We start from the raw sequence: 25734 nt of genomic DNA on the forward strand, positions 1-25734 counted from the left end.
TTCTCATGTTTAGGTTTTTTATGAAAGAAGCTCTGTTTTTCGATAAGAACTTCACGAAACATAGATTACATAATAACGACAAATTATTACTGATTATTATACTTTTCAAATAAGCCAATCGAGGTGATAATGATGCAGGAATTAAACCAGAATTTTGACGTTGATAACATAGATCTTCTGATTGAGGAGCTTGAAACACGCGAGGAATTAGACACTAATTGCAAGTGCAATAACTTTAGCTTCTGATTACCAAGTATAAGCGTATCAAACCCAAAATAATAAGTAGTTTGTTATAAAGCAGTTTTATTTATATCGTCTGAAGTGCAATTGATGAAGGAAGTCTAAACAATAACCAAAACAATTTTAGTACAAGGGTATACTGCAATAAATAGTATTAAAATATATTATATGGATAAGAGTTTTATTTGAACTTTGATGACATGACACTGATACCGGTCTGGCCGGTACAGTTTTTGTGAATCAGAAGGAATTATAATGGATAACAGTGTATATAAGCTTAAAGAAAACGTTTTGATAAGTGAGTTCAGCGGAGTCAGCAATGACGAATACCTTATCGTTTACCACGATCGTCAGTGGAAGGTATCGAGCAATGTATATGAGGTGATTCAGGGGCTTGGTCTGGGTAAAAACAGAGAGACCATAGTTGATGAGCTGAACGTGAGTAATAATGGCTCAATTACAGAAGCCGGTGTAGAAAAAATAGAACTGTTCCTTAAAGATAACCGCTTGATCGAAGGAACAGAGGACATCCCGCAGATGTCAAAAAATTTAGGACAAAGAAATATCTGGGGCAGGATAACTCTGCTCAGTCCGAATATGATAAAAAAACTAAGATTTCTGTCACATGCATATAATCTGGTTTTCTTTATAATAATGGCTATACTTGGTGTAGCCTCAGTGGTTTTCTTGTTAGTTAACAACCCTCCGGTCAACATGGGGAAACTGCTTTTTTCTCTGCGTTTGGATAGACTGATTCTATGTGTATGTTTAGCTTTTTGTATAGGAGTTTTTCATGAGCTGGGCCATTCCGCGGCTTTGATGCGCTATGGAGGTGAGCCGAAACGAATAGGTGCGGCAGTATATCTTTTTATGCCGGTATTCTTTTCGGATGTAACTGCGGCGTGGCAGTTAAAGCGCCAGCAGCGAATAATGGTTGATCTTGGCGGACTGTATTTTCAGGCAATGATAATCGCCGTATTGAATTTTATCAATATATTTGTTAAGAGCCTGATAATAAAATATGCGCTCCTTATATCAGCAGCAACATTTTTTTCAAATCTGGTCCCTTTTTTTAAACTGGACGGATATTGGGTAGTGTGCGATTATCTGGGCGTGACAAATATGCGTAAAGCCGTTGCTGACCACATTAAGTATAGAATTAAGAAAACAGCAAAACAATCGGAGGTAAGCCGTCTCGGTGGAACTAAGAAGTTGATTTTTGGCTGTTTTATTCTGTTTTCATGCTGCTATGCAGTATATTACGGTCTCTTTTTTGCGTCAACGCTTAAGTATGCGTTTGTGTGCTTTTATGGTGATATAAGACATCTTGTAAACAATGGCGCAGATATTTTTAAATCGATAAGTATTTATTCTGTTTTGAAATATATAGTAAGCAGATTTACTCTGATGCTTTTTGTGATCTTCCTGATAAAGAGGATTTATAAACTGATAAAAAATGTTGCAAATAAATGTTTAAAAAGAAGGACGATTAGCTGTGATACTTGATTGGAAAGTAAAAGATTGTAAGTCGGTGCTGGTTGATTGCAGATATAATTCTATGAAGGCTTTGCTTGATTATTATAAGTATGACCTGAATGTTTTTGAAATATTCTTATTAGGCCGTGCTTTTACTTTCAAGTATGCAAAGATAAATCTGAAAAATGAAGGTATATATGGTCTTCCTTTAGTGACAGTTTCCGATGACGATATAGAATACTCAATATTTGATTCGCTTAAAATTCCATATCACACGGATAAAATGGATGAAAGCCCTGAAAGCTGGAGACGCATAAAGGAGATCATTGATGATGACAGGCCTATTATTTTCAAGCTTGATGAAAGAATTCTGAGAAATAATGAGGCAGCCTTGAATGAACACATAAAAATAAGGTTTTTGTCTATTCCTGTGATGTACGGATATGATGAGGATAATGTGCATCTTTTCTGGTCATGGGCGACAAATTCCGAAAATCTGCTTATTGATTTTCCGTTGGATCGTTTCAACAAATACCGCAATACGATATGTTTGCCCAATTCTCCGGAATACAGATGCTGTTACGTTGATGAAGGCTTTGACGGTGCTTGTGATGAGAATACTGACGATATAATCAATGAATCCATCAAAAAAATAGTTACCAATATGCTGAGCGGCGAATGTAAAAGCAGCGTGATCGGAACAATGGATTCGTCTGAAGTGATGTCAGGAATCCGCGCAATGAAGTGCTTCGCAGATGATCTGAAGGTTTATTATGAGAAACTGAAAAATAATGAAGAATACAGGAAATTTCTTGTGTTATCGGTTTTGCTGCTGCGAAATACTCTGCTCAATGGAAGCAAGACTGCCTATCGTATTGAATTTGCAAATGCACTGAACAGCTTTGGCAGAAAGACTGATAACGAAGCTCTGCTCTCAGCGGGGAATGAGATGGCAGCTTCCGCAAAAAGATGGCAGGAAATGCTGGCTTTCATGGGAAAGCTTGCGAGAAATAAAACGGATTTTGAGAACGGATTCGCCTCCTTAATAGAAATATACCAGGATATATATATAAAAGAAAAAGAAATATACGAAGCATTAGGAGAAGCGTATGGCATTAAATGTGTATAAAAACTGCAACTATATTAATCTTGTAAGCTTTCTGAAAAAGGCTGTTGAGCTGTATGGCGATTCTCCGGTCGCTTTGATCAAAGAGGACGATGGAGTAAGACAGATCTCTTATAACGAGTTTTATGGCGAAGTTGTAAGAGGAGCTGCAGAGATCGTTTCAACTATAGGAAAAGGCAATAATATAGCGCTGTGCGGCAAATTTGACTATTCCTTCATGCTGTCCTTCTTTCAAATCATTTTTTCAGAGAATATAGTTGTTTCATTAGATATACAGCAATCGGATGATATTATAAGGAAAAGCATAGTAAATGCGGATATTCATTACTATCTGTCCGATTTGAACGATGACAATGCTCTGGCCGATTCAGCAGAAAAAATATGCTTAAACGGATCGGCGCACGAGCATTCAGCAGAGAATGACATGGAAAAAGAAATTACCCCCGACAGTACTGCGATCATCATTTTTACATCAGGAACAGAAGGCGATCCTAAGGCGGTTGCTCTTTCACATGAGAATATCCTCTCAAATATTTTTTACAGTATGAAAATAGTAGGACTGGATAATTTTTCAACTGAAGATCATATCGTTTCGGTGCTTCCTGCGTTTCATATGTTTCAGCTTGTAACAGGATTCCTGACACCTCTTGCTTTCGGAGTAGCTAATTGCTTTGCTTCCAAGGAAGCAGAGCTGCTTAAATGCTTCAGGCTCTTTCAGCCGAAAGTACTGATCGCTGTGCCTGAGGTCTTAAAGAGCTTCAGGAAGCTCATCGCCGGAGGTTTAAAGGGAAATCCTGTCTTATTATTGGGCGCTAAACTGAAGAGCATTGTTTGCGGCGGAGCATTTTGTCCCGTTGATGTGCTTAAGTGGTATGATTCAATTGGCATAAATGTTCATTACGGCTATGGCATCACTGAGTGTTCGCCTGTAATATCCTGCTCACTTCCGACTCAGGAAATAGACGGAAGTGTCGGTATCCCTGACAGTGAGTATTGTACTGTGTCGATCTCGGAGGATAACGAGATACTTGTTAAGGGACAGGGCGTATTCAAAGGCTACTGGAACAAAACTGAGCTTGCAAATTATAATTCTCCTGATGGCTGGTATCATACAGGAGATATAGGTTATCTGGATGAGAACGGAAAGCTGTTCATATCAGGCAGAAAAAAGAACGTTCTTGTGCTTGAAAGCGGAAATAACGTCGTTCCTGAGGAGCTGGAAAAAGAAGCGGAAAAATCGGAATATGTCATTGAAGCCCTGGTTTATATCCATGCATCACACCAATCGGAAATGCTCGGATGTGATGTGGTGATGAATGAACGGTTTTATGAGGAGCTGTCCGGAAAGCAGCAGGAAGAAGCCGTTGAAAATATAAAGAGGAAGATCAATAATGAACAGCCGAAATATAAGAATATTGCAGTGATAAGGTGCGTGAAGGAGCCCTTTATCCGCAATAAGGTGGGTAAAATACTGCGATATAATTATGTAACTGAAAGAGGAAGGCTTATTGAAGAAAATGAATGAGAAAACAAGAAATGTTCAGCAAATTGTAATACGGCATATATCAGAATATACGGATGTTGAAGAAAAAGACATCGATGTTTCAATGACACTTGGAAATGATCTGGGAATAACATCATTTGATCTTGTTTCTCTTGCGTATGAGTTTGAAGAAGAGTTTAAAGCAGAAAGCGAGATCGACATTCCGAAAGATGCTGAAACTGTCGGAGATCTTGTTGAATTTGTAAAAAACATGCTTGAAAGATATTAATAACTTACAGTTTTGTTTGCAATAAACCTATAATTCAATATATGATTAGGAGTAGAATATGCTTAACCCACTTTTATACTATATAAAAAATAAAGGAAAAGGACTTCTTTTGCTGTTTGCGATAGTAGTATGTGTACTTGGTGTTGTGTTTGTCTCAACCATCATTTTATCTATTTCGGATACTTGTAAGCCGCTGATGGTCTATCCCTATGAGAACTTTACTGCGGTCAGGCTGCTGAATGATGATAAGCCTGATGCTGAGAGTGAATTATCCGAAAAGGCAGCATTATCGGATTGTATTCCAATGAAAGTGTCTGTTTTTGACTTTAAGCTCATAACAGTCTCATCAAGCAGCATGATCATGAATTTTGAGGATAAAACAGATATAGGAGTTATAATGGACAAGTGCGCTGTTCAGCTTACTGAGGGCGTATTACCCGAAAAGGGCAAAAACGAGATCATTGTCCATGAAAACATTCTTAAGAATAAGAAGCTTAAGCTGGGTGATGAGCTGAATTCTTATAAGATCACAGGCGCATTTTCAGGCAAGCCGGTCTTTGGACTCGGATATATGGACAGTACAGCCGCTGAAGAGGAGTTCAAGCAGCCAAGGACATACATAGTTTTTGCAGACAATGACGTGAGAAGCAGACTTAAGGAACTGTCCGCTGATGATTGGAAGGTCTATACAATTGATGATGCAAATCAGGATCTTGATAATAGCTTCAGTGATCTTAATCTGATACTTGCTATAAGTATCATCATGTTGACAATCTCTATTTCCATTGCGATAGCTGCATTGGTATTTTCACAGTATGCTTCGAGATATGATGAGTTTGCGATACTCAATACGATCGGCTATAAAAAGAAAAGCATAATTGCTCTTATCATAAAGGAAATACTGATCATTTCGATTGTCGGATGGGCAATAGGTTACGGATTAGCCCTTCTCGGCATCTGGCTTGTATACATCAACGTCTACAGAAATACCGGACAGACAATGAATATATTCAATATCGTGGCTCTGAAATATTCGTTTGTACCTTTGATCTGTTCTGTATTATTTACACTTATTCCTACTACCAGAAAAATATGTAAGACTGATCTTATTAGTATTATCGAAAGGAGAAATTAATGGAATTAACGGCTGAAGAAATCGTTCTTAAATATAAAGACGGAAGAAACGATCTGACCATCCTTAACGAGCTTAATGTCACATTTAAGCCGGGTGCGGTGAATGTACTTATCGGTCCTTCAGGATCGGGAAAAAGCTCGCTCCTGTATCTGCTTTCGGGATTGAGAAAGGCTACGAGCGGAGTAATAAAGTTTAATGATATATTGATCTCTGATACAACGGGAACCGAGAAGATAAGATATGAAAACTTTGGATTCATTTTTCAGCATTCTTTCCTGATCCCTTATCTGAATGTAACCGAAAATATATGTATGGCAAGAAAAGATATGGATCTGAAAAGCAAGGCGGAGGAGCTGCTTAAAAAGCTGAAAATCCAGGATCTTGCCAAAAAGAAGATATATCAGTTGTCAGGCGGAGAAAAGCAGAGAGTTGCAATAGCAAGGGCATTGGTAAAGGAGCCCTCTGTCATTTTTGCTGATGAACCGACTGCATCGCTTGATAAGGAAAATGCTAAAAATGTATTTAATATTCTGAGGAAGAACTCCAAGGATAAGATCGTTATCATCGCAACACATGATACATCGCTAATAAATGAAAACGATCATGTATTTGTGATCGATGACGGTAAGATCATGGAACAAAATCCTGATAATGATACGAAGGAACCGCTTCAGAGCAGAAAAAAGCGTAAAAAGTGAAGCATTTATTCAATGAGAAAAAACATTGAAATATGCTTGCAGGGTCTGAAACCCGGCCATTGGAAGCTCAGTGTTGTACCTATCCATAAAAAAGTGGCGAGGCACATCACCTTGGCACAAAAACTTTGGTGCGGTGGTTCACATAGCGTGATCTATTCATAACATCTGCAAGGAGAGACTTGTTATCCAGGCACCTGAATAGGTGTCTGATTATCTGTATTGGCGAGTTTGGAGCTGAAGCTCGTTTGCTGAACTCGGCATAAGCTCTCAGGGCGATGATCTTGATGTATCGATTTCGGATAGAAGGTGTATAGGGTCTATTAGTTTTTTGAGAGGTTTAAGGAACAATTTAATATTCAATAATATTAGTCTTTGAAGATAAACAGTACAACGTTTTGATAATGATATATAGTCTCTCCTCAAGCACTATCAGGATAACACCGACCGAATAGAAGTGGAGCGAAAGTTTAGTCTCGCAAAGCGCAAATTCGGTCTTGGTCTGCTGCTCACGAAAAGAGAAGATACAACAAAAGCATCGATAGTTCTCAGCATAATTGCAATGAACATCGACCGCCTTGCGGCGATGCTTTTGCGCTTTATCAAATTTATCCTGTCATTTTTTGTTTTTGATATTGAAAATAAGTGCCTTTTCGAAATGGTTGGTTGTTGAGTAGACACTATATAATATACCGTAGGAGGATTTGAAAGAAGTATGGAACCAATTGCTGTAGTAGGAATGGGTGCGATTTTCCCAGATTCAATGAACTTGTGTGAGTATTGGAGCAATATTCTTGCGTCGCGTAATTCATTAAGAGAATTGCCTGACCAATACTGGCTGAAAGAGGATTATTATGATCCTGATAAATCTGCTCCTGATAAATCTTATAGTAAAACTGCGGGAGTCGTAGGCAATATCGGATTTGATGCTCTTGAATTCGGAATTACTCCTGTAGATCTTGAGTCAATTTCTGTGGATCAGATATTTGCACTTGTTGTGGCAAAGCAGGCACTGCAGGATGCGGGGCTTTATGGTGAAAACGCAAAGGATTTTGATCACAGAAGAGCAGGTGTTATTGTTGCTTCGAGCATCGGAAAGAATGCTTTTTCCTTATATTCGAGGCTTCAGATGCCAAAGTATAAAAGAATACTGATGAACAGCGGTGTATCTGAAAAGCTTGCTGATCTGATAATCAAAAAAATGAGTGACACTGAGCTGGAATGGACCGATCAGTCTAATCCGGGTTATCTTGCAAATGTTGTTGCAGGCAGAATAGCAAGCAGATTTGACCTGTATGGTGTGAATTTTTCAGTTGATGCAGCCTGTGCAAGCAGCTTGGCAGCTGTAAAATGTGCAGTCAGTGAACTCCAGTCGGGGAACTGTGATATTATGCTCACAGGCGGAGTGAATCTTGATTGTTCCGAGTTTTCATTTGTTTCCTTCTGTAAAACACCTGCAATTTCACCAAGCGGAAATATCAGACCCTTTGATAAAAAATCGGATGGAATGTTGCTGGGTGACGGCGTTGGAATGATGGTCCTGAAGCGTTTAAGTACAGCTGAAAAGGACGGCGACAGAATATATGGCGTTATAAAAGGCGTCGGAGCAGGCGGAGACGGTAAATCCAAGGGTATCTTTTCTCCCAATGTTGAAGGTCAGATAAGAACCCTGGAGAATGCATACGAGAATGCAGGTGTCAATGTGGCTGATGTCACCCTGTTTGAAGCCCATGGAACAGGTACGAGAGTCGGTGACAATTATGAGATAGAGGCTTTGGACAGGTTCATAAAAAAGAACGGCGTTTCACATAAGGTTGGTATCGGAAGTGTCAAGAGCCAGATAGGTCACACGAGGTTGGCAGCAGGTGCTGCAAGCATGATAAAGGTTCTGCTGGCGCTTCATCACAAGGTAATGCCTGCGACGATCAATGTAGATGAGCCCACGGAATTATTGAACGGCTCAATAATAAATGTGCTGCAGGAGTCACGTCCCTGGATCATCTCAAAAGAAAATCCTGTACGCTGTGTCGGAGTAAGTGCTTTTGGCTTCGGCGGTACAAATTATCATGTTGTACTTGAAGAATATGGAAAGGACAGCGAAAAGCGCGGAAAGTACCGTATAAACAGTATTCCTGCAAGCGTTGTTATCAATGCAGAGTCAAAGGAAGCACTGAGACAAAAGATAAATGATATGCGTGATGAGCTTCTGAGCGATCCAAAAGCTTCAGTTGAGCAGTTATACGGAAAGACCGATATGCCGTCTGATGAGCTTTGTGTAGGCTTTGTGGCTTATGATAAATCAGACGCAATTGCTAAGCTGGAAGCTGTTTCTGAAATAATAGATGATCTGGATTTCAATAATAAACTCAGAAAGATCAATGATTATTATTACATAAAAAGCGGAAAGCGCAATAAAAAGATCGCTGTTCTGATCGATGAAGGCATTAAGGCGAAGGTCGGAAATCTGAAGGATATTTCAATGAACTTCCCTGAGCTGCGTAATTCATTGAAGAAGGTGGATGATGCGTGTGCACACCGCGGTGAAAGTAAAGCATCAGAGTTACTGTATCCGTTTGGCAATTGCAGCGATGGTGCGGAATTATCAGATACGGTTTCTTCAGCCCTGCTCAATGGTGTGTATAAAATACTGAAAAACAGAGGCTTGAAAGCAGATACTGTAATTTGCAGGAATACATATCTTAAAAATGCAAAGTACATATGCGGAATAGAAAAGGAAGCTTTTTGCTATAAGGAATCCAAGAAAAAGAATGATCCGGATAAGAATGAATATTGCTTGTATCATAAGCAAAAGCAGATCCTTAAGGGCGGAAAAATCGAAAAGTGTATCGATAAGGCACTTGATGAAAAGGTCAATACAGTTTTAGTGATCGGAAGCGGCTTTGCCGTATCGGATAAGGCTGAAAAGGCAAACATTATCAGATTGTTTGATTCTGAGCCGAAGAATGATCTTTATGCTCTGGAAGATGCGGTTCTTCAGCTGAGAATGTCAGGTGCAGCACTGGATAAGGACTTGTATTCTGATGTCAGCAGATTTGATCGCAAATCAGTGAAAAAGCACGTAATAGACATCAATCCGAGAATTTACAGGAGTGAGAGAAAAGAGAGGATCATTGAAGAAATATTGAAGCCCTCTTTCAATGATGATGCAAAAATCGAGAAAAAAACAGCTCTCTCAGAGGAGACAACTGCTGTAAAGGAAGTTCCTTCAGTTGCTGTGAAAACTGCCGCAGAAGCTGTCGAAAACAACAATAGAGACACTGTCAAAATCACTAAGGCGGCAGCACCTGAAAGGAAAAAAGCAATAAAGGCTGCACCCGCAAAAAAGCCAGTTCCTGTTAAGAAAGCTGTTGATCTCAAAAAGCTGCGTTCACAGACTGAGATCAATTCCATAGGGGTAAAGAACTATCTCAAGCAGCAGAGCAACGCGTTTAATATGCTGGTCGATTATGTCAGCAGCGGCGATATGCACCCCGAGCTGCCTGATATGATAAAAGAGCTGAAGGAAATATTAAACAGTTCGGCTGATGCTTTTATTTCGTTGATGAATAAGCAAAAAAAGAACGATAATACCGTATCTCAGATCGTTCCGCTCCATAATTCTGACATGAGAAGACTTCAGGTAGAATTAAAGGCTGCCGAATATGAGAAAAGTGATCTGAAAATAAAAAAAGGTGCGGTCCTGGTATTAGTTGAGAGTGCGAAGGTGGGCGAGGATGTCTGCCGTAAACTCAAAGAAAACGGCTTTGAGCCATATAGGATATTATTGGGAGATGATGACAGTATCTGTTCTGTCAGACCCTGTGATATTGAAAGGATCGAATCAATATACCAGGAGATCAGTCGTAAAAAGAGCATGGATATAACAGGCTTTATGTTCATCTCGGATGCGGGGAAAAACAATGATCTGAGAGCAAGCATAGATATTGTAAAAACAGTATTTTTCTTTGCAAAATTCTTCAGAACGATGCCGTGTAATGAGCTGGCTGCAGGGCAGAGAAGATTCTTCTTCAATGTGGTAAGAATGGACGGAAAACTGGGCTTTGACGGAAAAGGCCAGCAAACTGCTTTAGGCGGACTTATGGGCCTTTCAAAGTCACTGTTCTATGAGTGGTATGAGGATACCATTGTTAAGGGAATTGATGTTCATCCTGAGATCAGTGAAAGCGAAATGTCAGACCTGTTGATGGGAGAATTGAATGCTGCTCAGAAAAACTATCCCGAGTTGGGAATAGATTCCGACGGAACCAAAAGATATATAAGCTTAAAGGAACATGACACTGTATTTTATGGCAGCTGTGAGCCGAAAAAGGATGATGTGATCCTTGTTACAGGAGGAGGTAAGGGTATTACCGCCAAGTGTATTTTATCAATGGCTAAGAAGTATAAATGCAGGTTTGTGCTGCTCGGCAGAACAGAGCTTTCGGATAATGTAGATGCTTATGCAGAAGCAGATACAAAGCGTGAGATACAGGATATGCTTATCAGTAAAATGAGCGTTGAGAAGAAAATGATGAAGCCTGCAGAGCTGTCCGTTATGGTGAACAGGATATATTCACAGACAACTATCCGCAGAACCCTGAGAGAGCTTAAAGCATCAGGGGCATCGGTATTATACTATTCCTGCGACATTAACAATGATGAGCAGGTGGGCAGGATCATTTCCGATGCAGAGAGCAAGTTCGGAAAGATCACAGGCTTCATTCATGGTGCAGGTGTATTGGCGGATAAGCTTATTTCCGATATGACGGAAAGAGATTTTGATATAGTAGTTAAGACCAAGATCTTCGGTCTGGATTCATGCCTGAAAAATATAGATCTGAGCAATCTTAAATACCTCATAATGTTCAGCTCTGTTGCTGCTTTCTTCGGAAATAAGGGACAGTCAAATTATGCTCTGGCTAATGAGATAATGAACAAAATGGCATTTATGATAAAGAGAAAGCACCCGAAATGTGTGGTTTCAGCAATTAACTGGGGACCATGGGATCACGGAATGATAAATGATTCGCTGAAGGAGGCATTCAAAGCCAGAAATATATCCATTCTTCCTGTCGATAGAGGCGTTGAAATATTTATGGAACAATTTTTATACGATCAGCAGTATTCACAATCCCAGATAGTTGTATTTGACAAGATGTATTTTTAAGGAGCTATTAATGGAAAAAATCGCAATAATCGGTATGGAATGTCTGTTACCGGGATATACTTCAAAAGATAAACTATGGTCTAAGCTTATTAACGGAGAATCCCTCTTAACAACCGAAGAATATGATGGCAGGATAATTGAAAGAGGACGATTGCTGTCAAGTGAGGCAGACGGCTTCTTTAAGGACAAGTTCTCTGCGGAGAATATGCAGCTGTTAAACGAAAAAGGTGAGGTCTATAAATGGTGCGCCTTTGTTGTACAGGAGGCACTGAAAGAGAGCGGCTATCTGAACAATAAGGAGATGCTCAGGAAAACAGGCATGGTCCTTGGTACTCTGGGAATGTTCGTTCCTGAATATGAGACGATGTTTGACCCTGTTATAAAGATCAAGCTCGAAGAAAATGTCAATTTCTTTTTAAAGGACCAGTGCTTTAAATTTGAAAACAAGTTTTTCAATAAAAGAGTCAAGGCTGATAAGTGTTATATTGATACTGATAATGCCAAAACTATTTCCGAGATGTTTGGCCTGGGCTGTGACGCTGTTTCAATGAGTGCGGCTTGTGCTACACCGTTATATGCCATTAAGCTTGGCTGTATGGCATTGGAATCGGGAAAACAGGACATGATGATAGTCTGCTCGAACTGTGTCAATGAGTCTAAAACTGATGTTTGCAGTATTTTTGACCTTCTGGGAATACATACAGAGCAGGGGCAGTGTAATCCGCTTAATAAGGAGAGCCAGGGACTTGTGATCAGCTCAGGTGCAGGAGCAGTTGTCCTTAAAAGACTGAATGATGCAGTAAAGGCGAATGATAATATATTAGCCGTTATTGACAGCATCGGATGGTCGAATGACGGAGGAGAAAAAAGCATTCTTTCTCCCTGCAGTTCAGGACAGATAAACAGCTTCTCAGATGCGTACACAGGTGGTGTAAGTGATGATATTGACTATATTGAGTGCCATTCCACAGGAACAGCTGCAGGAGATATTGAGGAGTACAACTCAATTGTAAAGTATTTTCACCAGAGGGGCAGGACTCCGCTGATAGGTACTTTAAAAGGCAGCACAGGACATTTCCTGACAGCCTCCGCAATGGGCTCGATCGTTAAGGTCATTCTTTCTATGAAAAACGGGATCATACCTAAAACAGTCCGCGTTAAGCATCCTATATGCGATGAGGTCGTAACAGAAAATCTCAAATGGCCTGTGAAAAAGCGCGAGAAAAAAGCTGCCATAAATGCCTTCGGATTCGGCGGCATAAATGCTCATTTGGTTTTAAAGGAATACCGCGCTCAGGATAAGGACGATCATATCCCTGATGATGAAGAGTGCAATATCTCTGTGATCGGTATGTCGCTGCAGCTTGGCGAAATAAAAACCAAAGAAGAACTCTTTAAGCTCTATAAAAAGGGCGAGAGCATTACCAACAGAGATTTCCGTAAACGCTATAAGAATGATGATGAAAATCAAAGGATAAAGGATGTCCTTGGAATCAGTGATTTCCCAAAGGGCGCATATATTCATAATGTGGATTTTGACTTTATGAAGTATAAATTCCCCGTTAGATTTGATATGTCATTCTGCAAGAGAGATATGCTGCTCATTAATGCTTCGGAATCAGCACTTAAGGAAGCAGACCTCTCTGCTGAGGACAGGGATAATACCGCAGTTATCATTAATACAGGTCAGGACTTCTCTGTTTTGAATTTCCATGTGTGTGAGGAAATGAAAGAGCAGATCCTCGAAAGTATGAGTAAATCGACTGCGCTGACATCGGAGGAGCAGGAGCTTATCCTTTCAAAAATGAGAAATGAGGAAAAAACTCTTGAGAGCGGCGAAAGCATTACGGGAGTTATTCCGAGTATCAGAGGAAGCAGGATCTCGCATTTGTGGAAGATCAAAGGTCCTTCGTTTGTATTGACAGAACAGGAGAGGGCGTTCAAGTATTCTCTTTCCATAGCCAGAATGCTGTTCAAGTTCTGCAAGGTCAAATATGTCATAATAGGAACCGTTGAATTGATCGCTGAAACTGAATTCCTGTACGCGCTGAAAATGAACGGAGACCTTCCTAAAGCTGAAAAATACGGCATTGGCGAAGGTGCGGCGGTAATTGTTCTCAAAAGAGAAGAAAACGGATCAGACAGCATGAAGTATTGTATGCTCGATGATATTGATGCCTGCGATACTGATTCAATAGAAAGAGTGAGAAATTTTTCGGGTTACTCTGTCAGCCTCGAGGCATATGCGGATTATATTTTCAAGGCGATGGACAAGTATTATTCCACTCAAACAGCTGCTGAGCGTGAAAAGCTTCTGAACGAAAAGGCAAACAGCACAGGCAGCGGCAATGAAAATAAGAAGTCATTCATAAAGAGTATTCCCACAAATCTTTTCAAATTCTCTGAAAGAGAAGCTTGTCAGGAGTATAAGCATAAGGTCGGCCCTGAAAAGAGAATAATCAGTGATGTTGATTATTTCGAACCGTCAAAGAATAAATATGCGGTCGAATTAGTCGGTCCCTATGAGGCTTTTATGGAAGTGCTGAGAAAAAATGACGACAGGCTTGCTCAGATCTTCAGCGGCAAAACAATAAAAAAAGAAAAGCCCTGCATATGGAACAGACAGCAGCTTATCGAAATGACAGGCGGCAGTATGTCTAAGATCCTTGGTGATAACTATATTCAGACTGATAAGCACAGTGTGCGTTCAAGAATGCCTCTGCCTCCTTATATGTTTGTAACAAGGATCACTAAGCTGAATGCGGAATATGGCAAGGTAGTCCCGTCTTCACTTGAGATGGAATATGATATTGATGATGACTGCGTATACCTTCAGGGAGACAATACGATCTCCAATGTGGTCTATACTGAGGCTTCACAGGTCGGTATATTCCTCGGCTCATATATCGGAGTGGATATTGTCAAGGATAAGGCATTAAGATTCAGAGTTGTAGACAGTAAGATAACCTTTGCAAGCGAAAGAGAATTGAAAAAAGGCGAGACCCTCAGGCTGGTCTATTCAATTGATAAGTTTACCCGACGCGGTGACACCGTTTTTGCAAATTGTACTTATTCTTGCTACTGCGGTGATGAAAAAATACTTGAGACCATTGCTATAGGCGGTTATTTTACAGAAGAGGATCTCTGCAACAACAAGGGCATTATAAATCCAAGGCTCAAGGTCAATGTATTGACGGCTGATAAAGGGTATGAAGTTCCCGTAAAGAGAGCTGCCAAGCATTACGATAAGGAGCATATTGAATACTATCTTATGGGTGACATGAGGAAATGCTTCAATGATGATTCGTTCGGAGCTTATCAGCCTCAGCGCGGAGTTAAGAGGGAAGTCTGGATGCTTGATGAAGTGACTGATATAAACACCAGCGGAGGAAAATTCGGACTTGGATATATTGAGGGCTTCAAGGATGTTGATGAGTCACATTGGGTATTCAAGGCGCATTTCAAGAATGATCCTGTTATGCCTGGTACATTGGTGCTTAATGGTGCAAACCAGTTGTTTACGTTCTGGTCGGTATATTACGGCTTCTATGATGCAAACATCGAGAATAAGCCCACGGTAATGACAGGCGTGACTGTGGATGTAGCCTTCAGAGGTCAGGTAAAATGCACTGAATCAAGGATCAAATACAGAATTGATATTAAAAAGATATATGGTGAAGGTGTGCCGTATGCTGTTCTTGCTCAGGTCAATGTATTCTTGAATGATGTCAATATTATAAGAGAAGATAATGTTTCTATGGTCTTTAAGAAACAATAAGAGTGGAAAGGCAGTGATAGATAGTGAGAAAGCAATATTTAAAAGTGCATAGTTATATCGAACCTTTACAGCTGCAAAACGTGATGGAATCAACTGAAAAAACGATTTACATCACAGAATCAGGTGATGGGATAAAAGCATCTGTGGATGCGGAAGTCACAGGCAACAGTGAAAAAAGCAATGCCGAACTCAAGTGCTGTTTTGAGCCTCTGAAAGCAGCTGATCTCGGTGATAAGTCGTTTATGGAGACCTACGGCACAAAGTATGCTTATTATGGCGGCGCGATGGCAAATGGTATCTCTTCTCCCGAGATGGTCATAGAACTTGCAAAAAGAGGCTTTATGGGTTCTTTGGGAACAGGAGGAATATCCCTCGATGTTGTTGAAGGCTGGATCGACAAAATACAGGCGGAGGTCGACAAGGGCTATCTCGTAAATTTCCTGTCTTCGCCGGGAATGTCTGACCATGAATTGAACACCGTTAAGCTGTTCCTGAAAAAGAATATCCATGCCATAGAGGCGTCTGCATTTATTGAGATGACATCTGCACTTGTGTATTACAGACTTGCAGGTCTGAAAAAAGGCAAGGGCAATAGTGTTATCTGTGAAAATCACATAATCGCCAAGATCTCCCGTAATGAAGTCGCTCAGAAGTTTATGAGCCCGCCGCCCGTGAGGATCGTAAAGGAACTCCTGGGAAGCGGACTGATAACTGAAGAACAGGCAAGCCTTTCACAGAGCATCCCTATGGCTGATGATATTACCGTTGAAGCTGATTCGGGCGGACATACAGATAACAGACCGCTGGTATCCCTGCTGCCTGATATTATAGCTCTGGCAAAGCGAATACAGAAAGAAAAGCATTATAGCCCAAAAATAAGGATAGGTGCAGGAGGCGGAATAAGCACTCCTGAGTCTGCATTGGCGGCATTTTCCATGGGAGCTGCATATGTAGTCACAGGCTCGGTAAATCAGAGCTGTCTGGAAGCAGGCACATCTGATTATGTCAAAAAAATGCTGTCAGAAACAGAGATGCAGGATGTTGTCATGGCGCCGTGTGCAGATATGTTTGAGATGGGCACATGTGTTCAGGTCATAAAAAAGGGAACGATGTATCCCATGAATGCACAGAGGCTGTACAATATGTATTGCAGCTATAACAGTATTTCGGAAATACCCGAAAAACAGCTCGAGAGCATCGAAAAGAGAATGTTCCATTCCTCAGTGGATGATGTGTGGAATAGTACCAAGGAGTTCTTTGCAAAGAGAGATCCATCAGTTGTCGTGAGAGCAGAAAAAAATGAAAAGCAGAAAATGGCGCTTATATTCAGATGGTATCTTGGTAATTCTTCAAGATGGGCTATCACGGGCGATAAAAGCCGCTTGATGGATATGCAGATATGGTGCGGACAAAGCATGGGAGCTTTCAATAATTGCGTAAAGGGAACCAAGCTGGAAAAGGTCGAAAACAGAAAAGTTGCCGATATTGCAGATTTTATAATGAAGGGTGCCGCCTATTGCTTCAATATCAATTTTATGAAGATGAACGGCATGAAGCTTGATTGCAGATATACTGTTTGATACGCAGAATCTATTATTAGTATTTGTTTTATTATAAATTCATTACATGAATGGAGAATTATATGAAGAATGAACCAATAGCAATTGTCGGAATGGGTACATTGTTCCCGGGCTCACAGACACCTGAGGAATTCTGGAACAATTCGCTGAATGCAAAATGCTTTATAAGGGAGGTTCCTGAGGAATTCTGGAGCATCAAGGATTTTTATGATTCTGACCCGTCAGCTCCTGATAAGACGTATTCCAAAATGGCCGGTATAGTTGATCCGGTCGAGTTTAATCCCATGGAATTCGGAATCCCTCCTAAGGTAATGCAGTCAATTTGCGTGGAGCAGCTCTATGGACTCATTCTGGCAAGACAAGCTCTTATCGACGCAGGATTATATGGAAAAAATGCCAGGAAGTTTGACAATAACAGAGCAGGTGTAATTATTTCTGCATCTGTAGGTAAGAATTCGTATCAGCTCAATGCGAGAGTAAATGCGGGACTTATTTCGGAATTTTTCAGGAATATGAATGTCCCGGAAGAAATAATAGAGGCAGCTATCAAAAACTACAAGGAGGGTATCATAGAGTGGGATGAATCAAGTAATCCCGGATACCTTGCCAATGTTGTTGCGGGAAGAATAGCAAATCGCTTCAACCTGAAGGGCACTACCTGTAATGTGGATGCTGCATGTGCAAGCAGTCTGGGCGCAGTTAAGTTCGCGTGTCAGGAGCTGATGATGGGTGACTGTGATATAATGCTGGCGGGAGGTATTTCGCTTGACCTTTCCAATACGACATTTGTATCATTCTGTAAAACCCCTGCCCTTTCCAAGAGCGACAGGATAAGTCCTTTTTCTTCCGATGCGGACGGAATGCTTTTAGGTGACGGCGCAGGTGCAGTTGTTCTGAAGCGCTTGTCCACGGCTGAGAGGGATGGCGATAGAATATATGCGCTGATCGAAGGCATCGGCAGTTCAAGTGACGGCAAGGAGAAGAGTATTTTCTCCCCCAGCAAGGAAGGCCAGATGCTTGCAGTTACCCGCTCAATGAACAAGGCAGAGGTAAAGGCTGAGCAGATCGGAATGATAGAAGCCCATGGAACAGGAACTCTTGTGGGTGATATGTGCGAAGTATCATCCATGTCAGAGCTGTTTAAGGATGTTCCCAAAGGAGAACGCAGCGTAGTCATGGGCGGCTGCAAGGGACAGACAGGACATATGAGACTTGCAGCAGGTATTGCCAGTCTCATAAGAGCATCCTTGGCTGTATATCACAAGCAGTTCCTGCCGTCGGTGGGATGCAGAGAGGTCAATGACGGACTGAAGGATTCGATATTCTATGTCTGCCAGAAGCCCATGCCCTGGATAGTCAACAAAAAGAGACCTGAAAGATATGCAACAATAAATGCCTTCGGATTCGGCGGAACGAATTTCAATGTTACGATCAAGGAGTACTCTGCAGATCACAGTGCTCCGTACAGAAAGACAAAAATGCCTGTGGGAATAATACTTGAAGCCTCCGGCAAAAATGAACTGATCCAGCTTATCAGTGATTTCAGGGATGAGATAACTCAGAACGCAGAGGCGCTGTATTTCGATAAATACACCTATAGAAAAATATCTGCGGACTCCTTCAGAATAGGCTTTGCTGCAGCGGATGTAAGTGATGCGGTAAGTAAGGCGGAATTTGCCGAAAAAATGCTGAAGAACAATAATTCCGAATCATGGGAATTCAAGAACGTTTTCTATTCTGCACGCAAGCCTCTGGATAGTAAGTGCGCAGTTGCAATGTTCCCGGGACAGGGCGCGCAGTACTGCGGAATGTTTTCAGGACTTACATGCGCATATCCCGAAATGCGCAACAGCATGACCTTAGCGGACAACGTTTTGTTTGACAAAGGCGAAAAGCCTGTTTCGGATGTTATTTATTCCAAAACCTGCCTGCCTGAAGAACAGGAGTGTTTCAACTCTCTTATAGTTAAAACTCAGACAGCTCAGTCTGCTTTGGCAGCAGTCGAAGCAGGTGCCTATAATGTATTGAAGGCAAGAGGGTTTGATGCTGAACATATCCTCGGACATAGTTTCGGTGAGCTCCCTGCTTTATATGCGAGCGGAGCCTATGATGAAAAAACACTTCACAGCCTTGCATATTCAAGAGGACGCTGCATGGAGAAATGCCTGAGTGAATGCAGCGGCACAGGAATGATGGCTCTGATGTGCAACAAGGAACAGGCTGAAAAGCTCATTGATAATGTGGCTGATGCTTATATTGCCAATATTAACGGCCCGAGCCAGATAATTATTTCCGGAGAGGACAGCGCTCTGGGAATTGTGGCGAAAAAAGCAGAAGCGCTGAATATCAAGGCTAAGCGGTTAAAGGTTGCAGGTGCATTCCACAGCACATATTTAAAGAATGCAGGAAAGAATTTTTCTGAGGTCCTTGATAAAATAACAACGGGAAGACTCAGAAAACAGGTGATGTCAAATTATACCGGTGATGTGTATAGTGGCGATGCCGAAATAAAGGAAAACCTGACAATGCAGATCTTCAATCCCGTCAGATTCGTTGAGAACGTCAGGAATACCTACGAAAACGGAGGAAGGGTCTTTGTTGAAATAGGCCCGGGTGCTGTACTTAAGGGATTAGTAGAAAAATGCCTCTCTGATAAAAAGGACATTCTGGTTTTGAATATCGATTCAGCAGAAAATGAAGTTCTTCAGATGGAAAGTGTTCTTACAGCACTGGCTGTATGGGGCTTTGACATAAAAGCTGATAAATATGCTGTTAAGCCGGATCCCGAGCTTCTTGTAAAAAAAGGAAAGAATACATATAGTGTGTCTCCCATACAGTTTATCATGCCTGATGTGCTTGAAAAAATGAAAGCTGCTAAGAACAGAAAAATTGATATGAGTTATCTTTTTGAAAAGAAGGAAGAAACAAATAATATTAATATTAAAGTAGAAGAAAATAACGATGAAAAAAGGATGGTTATTGATATGAATAAGTATGATGCAATGTATGAGATCCAGAAGTTAAACGCAAGTGTAGTAAGTGATTACTTAAAGGCTCAGGATAATCAGTTTGAGCAGCTGAAGGAACTGCTTAAGAATGACAGACTGAGCGATGAGGGATTAAGAAACGGATTATTTGAATATATCAATTGTTTCCAGGACAACTGTGTTAATGTTTTAAAGTCGTATCTCGGCAGCAACGACATGGTTTCGGCAAAGGAAGATTATGCAGAGGAAGCTGTTTATGCTTCTGATGACACTGAGGATGAGATAGGGATCGAGGAGGAAAAGGCTCCTGCTGTAGAAAAGCCCGCAGCTGTAAAGGCTGCTGAAAAGCCTGTGGAAGAGAAGGCTGAGAGCAAAAAGCAGGAGAAGAAGGAGGGGGCTTCTCTTGAAAAGATAACCGACCTCGTGCTGAAAACTATCTCAGATATTACAGGTTACCCCATGGAGATGCTCGAGTGCGATATGACATTGGAGAGCGATCTGGGAATCGATTCCATCAAGCGTCTTGAGCTCTTCTCAAGCATCAACGAAGAGCTGGGCAATATTTTCGGTAAGGATGACATGGCAGTTCTTGCTGCGGTAACTTCAATTGAGGATTCTGCAGAAGTAATCAAGGAAATAATGGATGATCCTGATCACGAAGTATGGTCTGAGGCAGATCTGGAAGCTGCAAAAGCAATGACACTTGAATAATGGTGATGTTTTGAAAATGTTTGAAACTGAAAATTATAAAAAAGAAACTTCTCTTGAACAGTGCATTGAAAAATGGAAAAGCTGCAGTGAGGAAGTGACGAGGATATATAAAGCTCAACAGGAAAAACTGCAGAAAATGCTGGTGGAAATGCCTCGCCTGAAGAACCGTTTTGTTGAAGACTATTCTCTGGAGAGCATGGGTATCAACAGATATGAAGTTGAACTCAGGAGGGCTCCTGTCGGTGAGAACAGAATGTTCAGTATGCCGTCTCACGGAACTGTGATAATAGTAGGAGACCGTTCCGAGGCGGTTATCAGCGCTGTCAGGGCTAAGGGCTATATCCCTGTAACCATAGGTCCTGAAGAGGACTATGAGGAAATGAAGCGCTTTTTCGACAAATCATTTGCGGGAGTTATCAGCATTGCCGATAGCTCCTGCAATGAAGATGAGGGACTTGATTTTGTAAAAAGAGTCTTCTTTGCAGCGAAGCATACTGCCAATACATGGTTTGAAAAGAAGGTAGTACCGTTTTTCGTTGCTGTCACAAAGCTCGGCGGAACATTTGGCATAGATGGAACAGCTCCTGAATATGTAACAGGAAGTGTAAGCGGTATCTGTAAAAGTGCCAAAAGAGAATGGGCAGACAGGGTGTCTGTTCATTATATAGATGTCTATCCTGAGATCAGCTACAGCGACCTGTTCGACCTTATCTGGAAAGAGGTCGAATACGGCGATATTGTGGAAACAGGATATGCTGAGGATAAGCAGAGAAGGATACTTGCGCTCAATGAAAGATATGAAAAACGTATAGATGATGAAAATCTTCCTGATGAGAATGATGTCTTTCTGTGTGCAGGCGGCGGAGAAGGTGTTACATCAGAGTGCATAATGGAATTGGGCAAACGATTCCATTCAAAATTCATTATTTTTGGAATGAATAAAATAGATGATGGATTCATTGATCCGTATCCGGGGATCAATCACGAAGAAATGGCTGTAAAGATCGCTGCCGAATCTGCTGCTAAGGGAAAGCGTATCACTCCCTCTGAGGCGGACAGAGCTTCCCGTGCGATCGTTTCGCAGAGACAGCTGAGAAAAACTGTTTCGACACTGAAGAAATATGGATGTCAGGTGGATTATTATCAGTGTGATGTTACGGAAAAGTCTGATCTTAAGAAGATAATAGAACGATCTGAAAAAAGGATGGGACCTGTTACAGGTATCGTTCATGGTGCAGGTGTTCTTCATGATTGTTTATTGAATAAAAAAGAGGAAAAGGGCTTTGACAAGGTCTTTGGAGTCAAATACTCCGGAATCAGAAATATGCTGGAATTAATTGATATTTCACGGCTGAAGTATATGCTCCTGTATTCTTCCATAGCAGGTTTCTTCGGTAACTTCGGACAGTCTGACTATTCATGCGGAAATGAATATCTCAATCATCTGGCTCGTTATTATAATAATACCCTTCCGGCCTGTAAGGTCATGTCAATGAACTGGGGCCCGTGGAATGGCGGAATGGTCGATCACGTTCTGAAGAATGCAATGATAAGACGAGGAAAGAATCTTATTGAACTGGATGAAGGCAAAATGTTTTTTGTTGATGCTTTCGCCAAGAAATGGAATAAGTCTGATTGCCAGCTGATCATTAATGACGAGAACGAATTAGGAGGAGATTTTTAATGTTGTTTGTAACATCATTTGGTATATCAACATTCCATATTATTGACAAAAACCAGTTTTATGATATACTTATTGAGAAAGAGATCTATAAAACCAGAACTAACAGTAAGCAGCATGACCCGATCGCAGAAGCGATAAAGCAGGCTGGTGCTGAGGGTCTGCCCATGGTTTCAGTCGGCAATAAGATTGATGGAATGAGATATTTCTCCGTTCTGAATGATGCTTTAAAAATGATAGAAGGCAAGACGGCTATTGTTTTTTCAGGCGAAGGTGAAAACCAGTATGGTGATGCAGCTGTTATAGTTGTTGGTCGTGAGAATAAACACGATGAAGCCTATGCCTGTATAGAGGTCTCTGATGAAGGCTTATCTGTGAGCCGTTCAAGGATCGGAGAACTGTATGCTGCAAATGAAACAGTAAAAGAGGCGCTTGGCATCATTGAAGCCTGTATCGCTGTTAAGCACGCTTTAAGCTTTGACAATCCATGGGGCGGAAATGTATTCATTGATACATCCTATAATGATACAACAGAATATGTACGGTCATTTTTTTTTGAGAAAGTCCGGATAAGACGTATACTCTCTAAAACAGAAAGTGTTAAACTGCCTGATATATATCTTCTGCCCTTACTTTTCAGAAATGAGAGCGACCTTGTGAACAGATGCAGCAGGATCATTGATTCCGTGCGGTCTCTTAAGGAACTGTCGGTCGAGTGTATGAAGGAAAGCATGAACTCATCCGCAGCTTATAAGATCGTTTCGTTTGTAGTCGAAAGCAGAGAGCAGCTGAAAAGTGAACTGGAGCTTTTTCTCAAAGAGAAAGAAAACTGGAATAAGCCGGGATTTAAATGGAATACAGTATATGGAAGCTGCTTCTTTGCGTCGCCTATCGGCAGTGATGGAAAAATATGCTTTATAAATCCGCCCGGCGGAATGTTTTCAAAAGTTCCGTTCTATAGATTTTTCAGTCTGTTTCCCATGCTGAAAAACGAAATAAAGAACAACAGGATCACTTGTAAAAGCAGGGTGGATTTAATAAACAGGTACTATTTTGAGATCGTTTCCATCTTCCTGACCATCAAGGCTTTACTGCACATAGGAATTAAACTGGATTCAATTATCGGAGGAAGCCTTGGCGAAATATCCATTCCTCTGGTCCTGGATTCTGTTGAATCCTATGATACTCCGCTGGAGCTTGAAAAAAGTTCTCCTGATATAATGATAAATGTTATCGGATTATTAGAAGATATAATAGAAAATCAGCCTGAATTGAGCCGATCGTACTTTAAAAGAGAGATAAGCGATCTTCAGAAATGGTATGTTCTGTGTCCCTATGAAAAGGTGAAGGAATATATAGATTCTCTTCCTGCAGGATCACCGATTTTTATAATTATTATCGGCAGTCCGAATGATATTGTTATCTGCGGCGAAGAACAGATATGCAAGAAACTGATAAATGAATTGAAATGCTACAGCATGGAATTCAAAGACCCCGTATATGCGCATACACCTATACTTGACCCTGAATTTGAAAGAATGAAGGATAAGATCTCCGCTCTTGGAATGCATATAAGAAGATCCAACGATTTTGATGTCTATGGAACCTATGTAGGTCATAAGCTGGGATACTCAATAGAGGAATTCGCGGAAAACTATTCGGGATGCCTTATTAAGCAGGTCGATCTTCCTACGATATTCAGAAAAGCCTATGAAGAAGGAAACAGAATATTTATAGATCTCGGCTCAAGTGCATTTTGCAATAAATGGGCAAAGGAATCACTGAAGGACTGCGATGTATACGTGTTTTCACCATATGAAAAGATCACGCCCTACAGCTCGATCCTGTCAATAGCTGCTAATTTATGGGCAAACAGGATCAGTTTTGACAGTAAAAAGCTCATTTTATGGTATTCGGGAGATTATTCCACATTTGTTCCCGAAGAAGCAGCAGATACTGCTGTAAGTCATTCGGACTGGAAAACTGATTTCTGGAATAAGCTCCTGAAAAATCAGATAAAGCGTAACGAAGCTCTGTATGATTATTACCTGAATAAAAGCCGCAATATCCGTGGCCATAAGAGCAGAAATGTGGCAACTGAGGATGCTCTGGTATTTCCTGCAGAAAAGGAATGTCTGTATAATTATTCACAGATACTTGAAATGACGGATAATTCTATGTCAAATGTTCTTGGTGAAAAATACAGGAATGAGGACAAATATCCTGTCAGAGCAAGAATGCCGCTTCCGCCGTTTATGTTTGTTTCGAGAATAACCGACATCAATGCCGAATATGGCAAATTAAATGCGGGAAGCTATGTTGAAGCTGAATTTGATATTACAGATGATTGCATTTTAAAAATGAATGATTACTGTGTATCTTCTGTTGTGTTCAGCGAAGCTGCTCATGTTGGCATTTTCCTTATGGGATACATGGGTCTGGATGATATTTATTCAGGAAAAACAAAATTCCGTATTACTGATGTCATTACAAAATATCCGTCTGATAAATGGCCTGTCATAGGTGATACTATCAGATTAAAGTTCTGTATAAAGAAAGTCATAAAGAATGGTTATAATGTTATCACTGTTTCGGATTATAAGGTTTATCTTGAGGATGAGCTCATAATCGATGCGGTGGAAACAGGCGGATTCTTCACTCAGGATATACTTGATAACAGCGTTGGAATAATCAATTCCGTCAAGGCACCTAAGCTGATACAGGTTAAGGGTCAGGAGAATTTATATTTTAAAATCTGTTCAAAAACTACTTTTTCAAGATCCGAATTAGAGAACTATTACAAGGGAGATTTTATCAGGTGCTTCGGCAATAAAGCGGATAGCATCCGTTTCTCACTGAATATAAAACCCGAAGTAAGATTCGCTGACAGGATCCTGGAAATAAGCGAAAGCGGAGGAAGATTCGGTCTTGGATACCTGATCGCAGAGAAGGAAATAGACCCTGATTTCTGGGCATTCAAATGTCATTTCAAAAATGATCCTGTACTTCCCGGTACAATAATGCTGGATGGACTTGTTCAGATGTTCACCTTCTTCCAGATGTATGTCGGATTGTTTAATTCAGAAAAAAGACTTATACCCAAAATGAAAACAGGTTTGCAGATAGAGACCAAATTCAGGGGTGAAGTGAAAAAAGCCCGTCACACTATAAAATATCAGCTTGATATTAAAATGGTGGAGAAAAGAGAAAATGGTTTGCTTATCAATTCTGATGGATTGGTATACTGTGATGGCGTATTGATAATAGAGGAGAAAAACATATCTTCAATTATAGCAGAATAATTTGTGGCAGAATCACTGAGTATTTTTGACATATTTCAGATCTCAGAAAAAATAACCATAATCAAAGGATCACCGGTTTAAGGA

The 25734-nt window shown here is 40.7% G+C and carries 12 protein-coding genes and 1 pseudogene; all 13 read left to right on the forward strand.

Annotation, left to right across the window (positions count from 1 at the left end; genetic code table 11):
- Positions 1 to 495: 495 nt before the first annotated feature.
- The 13 genes and pseudogenes from T488_RS0111305 (at position 496) to T488_RS0111365 (ending at position 25650) form a co-directional block, all read left to right on the forward strand.
- Entirely contained in the window at positions 496 to 1746 is a 1251-nt protein-coding gene (locus T488_RS0111305) for a hypothetical protein (protein ID WP_028520897.1), read from the forward strand.
- Entirely contained in the window at positions 1736 to 2845 is a 1110-nt protein-coding gene (locus T488_RS0111310; RefSeq protein WP_155267204.1) for a BtrH N-terminal domain-containing protein, read from the forward strand. The genes T488_RS0111305 and T488_RS0111310 overlap by 11 nt, the downstream gene beginning before the upstream one ends.
- The gene (locus tag T488_RS0111315; protein WP_028520899.1) at positions 2826 to 4367 is read left to right on the forward strand and encodes an AMP-binding protein; all 1542 of its coding nucleotides are present in this window, start codon (positions 2826 to 2828) and stop codon (positions 4365 to 4367) included. The genes T488_RS0111310 and T488_RS0111315 overlap by 20 nt, the downstream gene beginning before the upstream one ends.
- On the forward strand, positions 4360 to 4614 hold the full coding sequence (locus T488_RS0111320) for an acyl carrier protein (RefSeq protein ID WP_196243309.1): 255 nt from the start codon (positions 4360 to 4362) through the stop codon (positions 4612 to 4614). Before T488_RS0111315 ends, T488_RS0111320 begins: the two co-directional genes overlap by 8 nt.
- A 58-nt stretch (positions 4615 to 4672) precedes the next feature.
- Positions 4673 to 5749 carry an FtsX-like permease family protein gene (locus tag T488_RS0111325; protein WP_028520901.1) on the forward strand — a complete coding sequence of 359 codons (1077 nt, stop codon included), beginning with the start codon at positions 4673 to 4675 and terminating at the stop codon, positions 5747 to 5749.
- Positions 5749 to 6447 carry an ABC transporter ATP-binding protein gene (locus tag T488_RS17735; protein ID WP_037297981.1) on the forward strand — a complete coding sequence of 233 codons (699 nt, stop codon included), beginning with the start codon at positions 5749 to 5751 and terminating at the stop codon, positions 6445 to 6447. The genes T488_RS0111325 and T488_RS17735 overlap by 1 nt, the downstream gene beginning before the upstream one ends.
- A gap of 421 nt (positions 6448 to 6868) precedes the next feature.
- A pseudogene (locus T488_RS20150) lies at positions 6869 to 7117 on the forward strand (hypothetical protein); the annotation flags it as partial.
- A gap of 42 nt (positions 7118 to 7159) precedes the next feature.
- Positions 7160 to 11611: an SDR family NAD(P)-dependent oxidoreductase gene (locus T488_RS18860; RefSeq protein WP_082320503.1), complete on the forward strand. Its 4452-nt coding sequence runs from the start codon at positions 7160 to 7162 to the stop codon at positions 11609 to 11611.
- Between the two features lie 10 nt (positions 11612 to 11621).
- Positions 11622 to 15389: a beta-ketoacyl synthase N-terminal-like domain-containing protein gene (locus T488_RS0111345; RefSeq protein ID WP_082320504.1), complete on the forward strand. Its 3768-nt coding sequence runs from the start codon at positions 11622 to 11624 to the stop codon at positions 15387 to 15389.
- 83 nt (positions 15390 to 15472) lie between these two features.
- Positions 15473 to 16969, forward strand: a complete 1497-nt coding sequence (locus tag T488_RS17745) for a PfaD family polyunsaturated fatty acid/polyketide biosynthesis protein (protein WP_051536431.1) — start codon at positions 15473 to 15475, stop codon at positions 16967 to 16969.
- 62 nt (positions 16970 to 17031) lie between these two features.
- Positions 17032 to 20667 (forward strand): type I polyketide synthase, encoded by a 3636-nt coding sequence (locus T488_RS0111355; protein WP_028520904.1) that lies wholly within the window; start codon positions 17032 to 17034, stop codon positions 20665 to 20667.
- A gap of 136 nt (positions 20668 to 20803) precedes the next feature.
- The gene (locus T488_RS0111360) at positions 20804 to 22351 is read left to right on the forward strand and encodes an SDR family NAD(P)-dependent oxidoreductase (RefSeq protein ID WP_196243310.1); all 1548 of its coding nucleotides are present in this window, start codon (positions 20804 to 20806) and stop codon (positions 22349 to 22351) included.
- The gene (locus tag T488_RS0111365) at positions 22351 to 25650 is read left to right on the forward strand and encodes a hypothetical protein (RefSeq protein ID WP_028520906.1); all 3300 of its coding nucleotides are present in this window, start codon (positions 22351 to 22353) and stop codon (positions 25648 to 25650) included. Before T488_RS0111360 ends, T488_RS0111365 begins: the two co-directional genes overlap by 1 nt.
- The last annotated feature ends 84 nt before the right edge of the window (positions 25651 to 25734 follow it).

Source organism: Ruminococcus flavefaciens ND2009 (genome assembly GCF_000621785.1).
In the GTDB taxonomy this organism is placed as follows: Bacteria; Bacillota; Clostridia; order Oscillospirales; family Ruminococcaceae; genus Ruminococcus; species Ruminococcus flavefaciens_C.